Origin of the sequence: Rhodoplanes roseus, from assembly GCF_003258865.1 — a bacterium.
GTDB lineage: Bacteria > Pseudomonadota > Alphaproteobacteria > Rhizobiales > Xanthobacteraceae > Rhodoplanes > Rhodoplanes roseus.
In genome coordinates, this window is the sequence record NZ_NPEX01000395.1 from 1 (window position 1) to 4,254 (window position 4,254).

General features: G+C 60.9%; 3 protein-coding genes. All 3 read left to right on the forward strand.

The annotated features are described in order from the left end of the window. The first annotated feature begins 924 nt into the window (after positions 1–924). Positions 925–1,164, forward strand: coding sequence for a transposase (locus CH341_RS36340; RefSeq protein WP_111422661.1), 240 nt, complete (start codon positions 925–927; stop codon positions 1,162–1,164). A gap of 255 nt (positions 1,165–1,419) precedes the next feature. Next, positions 1,420–2,190: a PstS family phosphate ABC transporter substrate-binding protein gene (locus CH341_RS28865; protein WP_170149851.1), complete on the forward strand. Its 771-nt coding sequence runs from the start codon at positions 1,420–1,422 to the stop codon at positions 2,188–2,190. Positions 2,191–2,199: 9 nt separating this feature from the next. Continuing rightward, the coding region (locus CH341_RS28870; protein ID WP_146604665.1) for a hybrid sensor histidine kinase/response regulator at positions 2,200–4,254 on the forward strand (2,055 nt) is incomplete at its 3' end.

Here is a 4,254-nt window from a genome sequence, read left to right on the forward strand (position 1 = left end):
GGCGGAGCCGGCTCTCACGGCGGGACCGGCGGAGCCGGCGGCGCCGGCGGCTCGGCCAAGGGGCCTGGGTCGGTAGGCGGTCAGGGCGGCGGTGGGGGAGCCGGAAGCTTCGGTGGAACGGGGGGCGCTGGCGGAAAGGGCGGCAGCTCGTCCTAACGATCGGATTTGAGGGGCGGTCCACCGGGCCGCCCCTTACGTCGTAGCGCGAGAGACCGGGAGCTGCGCGATCTTCGCTGCAGGCGGTGTCGGTGGGTCCGGCGGGACGGCGGGTCGTCCAATGAAGGCATGTCCTGAGGGCCACGACGAGGGCCCTCTCGGGCGGCCCTGCAGGCTGTCGGCGCGATCGATCACGCCGCCGTCTCCAATGCCATTGGATCTCGGAGAGACAAAAACATGAAAAAACGACGACCACGCCGATCATTGCGCTGGGCTGCGCGGAGAACCGCACATGAGACGGATTGCTGTCGCAGCGGCAGGCGGCTTGTTGGGGATGGTGCTGATCCGAGTTGGTTTCAACATTCGCCTCGGGCCAAGTCTGTGGATCGGTGCGCCTTGGGCTTATCCCCTGTCACTCGTCATTGGCTCTCTGATCGCATTGGCCGTCGATCACGTTGTCCAAATACGGTCATGAGGGTGTCGCGCAGAAAACGCCGCCGTGGCCGGGCTGATCCGCCTCTTGCTACGCTCATGCTCCACCGCTGAAAACCTTCGATCGATCTGGTCCAGGGCTGTTGCACCAACTGCGGCGCAGCGGTGGCCATCTTTCTAAATCACCGCACATGCAGTGGCTCGATCCAGACTGCCAACCCAGCGGGACCACCAGCTGCAAGCAGCGTTCAGAAGGCGGTCCCGCTCTGCGAAGACCGCGGCGTCCTCGGCTGGGTCGTGTGCTTATGAACAACGGCAGAGCGAGCCGGTCAAACGATGCGTCTCACATCCTGCTTACTGGCCAAGGGCGGCGCCAAGGCGGTGATCCCGTCCACCACCAGCCGCAAGCAGCCGATCCGCCACGACCGTTTAGCCTGTTGGCGACGCAATCGCATCGAGCGGATGTTCCCACGCCTCAGTGACTTCCGTCGGGTCGCGACCCGCTACGACAAACTCGCGAGAAACTTCCTCGCCGGCGCGATCAGCGTCGCCACCGTCGTATGGTGGCCCACTTGAGTCCAACCTAGCCGGCATTCACGAACCCGAAACCATGATGCCCGATTTTATTGGCTCCTGCCGCTGACCTTGAGCGTCCTTGAAGTCAGCCGGTTCACAATGTCGGCTCGCTGCGTCGAGGGATGTGGCCTCTTTGGAAGAGTTCCTGCAAGTCCTCTTCCAGGAAACGCGGCCCCCGAGGCGTCGTCGGTGCCTTGGTCTGCTCGAAGTGGCTGCCCCATGTGTCTTCGCCCTGCGGTTCGAATCCTCCTTCTCATGCTCGCGACGTGGCAGTCCGCGTACGGCGATACCCTGCGCATTGCGAGTACCGGCGGCGCGACCGAACTGATGAGGCGAGTTGGCGAGGCCTTCGCCCGGCTGGAGGGGGCAAAGGTCGACGTGCTTCCGGGGTACGGCAGCGATGGTGCAATTCGAGCGCTGGCTGCAGGAGCGGTCGATGTCGCAGTCTCTGCTCGCCCGCTGCAAAACGAAGAAGCGGCCGCAGGTCTGATGGCGATTCCACTTGCTCGCACGCCCCTTGTTTTCGTCACCTCTCATCACGCGCCGACCGGATTGCGAGTCATCGACCTTGCGGATTTGTTTGCCCGGGAGGCCCCTGTGTGGCCTGACGGTACTCGACTCCGCGTCATTTTGCGGACCCGGGGCGACACCGACACATTGCTGGTGGGCCAGGCCTTCCCCCAAATGCGTGAAGCCTTGGCTATGGCGCGGCAGCGGCCCGATGTCCCAGTCGCGGCGACTGATCAGGATAATTTTGACCTGGCGCTTCGGATCCCTGGATCCCTCACATCGGCAGGTCTCGCGCAAATCGTTGCTGAGAAGCCAAACCTTCGCGTCGTCCCCCTCGATGGCGTGACCCCAACGGTCGAGAGCCTTGGTAGCCGGCAGTATCCTCATGAAAAGCGGTTCTTCCTCGTTCGTTCCGCGGACCCCGCTCCTGCAGTGGAGCGTTTGGCGGAATTTCTGCGATCACCTGCCGGACGCGGTCTTCTGCGGGAGAACGCAAGTCTGCCGTTCGGGTTTTGAGGCTGCCTTGTGAAAGAGTCTTTGCATCGCGTCATCAGCGCCATCGGCCTCGTGACTGCCGTCACGACAGCGGCCTTCATTCCGATCGGCGTTTTCTGTATCGGCTATGTCAATTTGGCCTCTGAACTGTCATTTCGAGCGAGCCTCGGTGCCGATCGTGTCAGTCGATACGCCTATACGATGGGCCAAGGTTGGAGGTATCACTCACAGCGCATCGAAGAATTGATCGACCAGCCTATCGATAACAATCGGGAGTTCCCTCAACGCGTTTTGGACGCTAACAACAGGTTAGTCGGCTCTTCCGGGCCGGAGCTCGCCGGAGCCACGCTCGTAAGAAGTCATCCGATTATCGAGTCGGGGGAGATCATTGGGCGAGTGGATGTGTCGGCAAGCCTGGGACCGACACTGGTGCAGACCGCTGTCGCTGCCCTATTAGGCGGCTTCCTGGGCTTTGCAATAAATTTTGCCGCTCGTCTGTTTCCTTTGCGCGTGTTGGATGAGACGCTCAGCGAACTCGTCGAAGCTCGGCGAGAGGCCGAAATGGAGAATTGCAAGCTCGATGCGGCACTGAAGAACATGTCGCAGGGATTATCCATGTACGACGCTTCGGATCGGCTGGTCGTGTCGAATCGCCGGTATCGTGAGATCTACGGACTACGGCCAGAGCAAACGGCGCCCGGCACTCCTTTCGAGGCGGTTCTCGCCGAACGCGAGACCAAGATGATACACGCTGCTGGAGATGAGTTCTTTAGAGACTTCGTCAAACGTATGCACAACGGGGAGACGGGTGCAGTTGAACTCGGACTTCAGGACGGGCGAGTCATTTACATTTCTTACCAGCCGATGCCGGGCGGCGGGTGGATTGCGATCCACGACGATGTCACCGAGCGCCGCCAGGCAGAACTTCGGCGGGCAGAGGCCGAGCGCGAGGCCGAGCAATCGCGGCAGCAGGAGCAGATAGCCGCTGCAGCCAATCGCGCCAAGTCTTCTTTTTTAGCCACTATGAGCCATGAAATTCGGACGCCGATGAACGCGGTGCTCGGCCTCGCCAGCGCGCTTTTGGATTCTGGTCCGCGGTCGGACCAGCGCCAGTCGCTGGAGATCATCCAAAAGTCTGGAGAGACGCTGCTGCGACTCCTGAATGACATCTTGGACCTGTCCAAACTGGAGTCCGGCCGATTTTCGCTCGAGGAAATCGCATTCTCTCCACGGGCCGTGGTCGGCGACATGCTGGAAATATTTGAGCCCCAGGCGGCCGCAAAGGGCTTGGCGTTCCGGATCGAATACGATCCGGTTATTCCCTCAACGCTCGTCGGTGACGGCGGGCGACTCCGTCAGATCGCCATGAACCTTATTTCTAATGCCATGAAATTCACCGCTTCGGGTGAAGTCGTCTTCGGAGTCAAATGTCTCGAACGGGGCCCGACGCGCGTTACCCTGGAGGGAATTGTCCGCGATACGGGCATCGGGATCGCTCCGGAAAAAATTGGCAGGCTCTTCAGTGAGTTTAGCCAGGTAGATAGTTCGATCAATAGGCGTTTCGGTGGCACCGGCTTGGGTCTGGCTATTGTGAAGGGGATCGTGGATCAGATGGGGGGCGCCATCACTGTAGAGTCGACGCTTGGCGTCGGCACGACCCTCCGGTTCGCGATTAGCCTGCCCTGGAGCAGCAAAGTCGTTGAAGCGGGGACAGATGACCCGTCTGCGATCGATGCTCTACGGTGTCGCATCGCCAGTCTGCGCCGGCCGATGCGTATTCTGATCGCCGAGGATAATCAGACGAACCAACTCGTCATGCGTCACTTACTCAAGGACTTTGACGTCCAAGCCCAAGTCGTGGCGAATGGAGTCGAGGCCGTGCGGGCGGTCGAAACGTTCGAGTACGACGTTGTACTCATGGACATGTGCATGCCGGAAATGGATGGTGTGGAGGCTACCCGTGCCATCCGGAGCCACGGCGGAACGTCCGCGGCTGTGCCGATCATTGGTAGTTGCTCAGGGGTATGGCGGCGCGATGTCTCTGAGCAGGTTTTGACAAACTGGTACGTCGCTGATTCAACACTG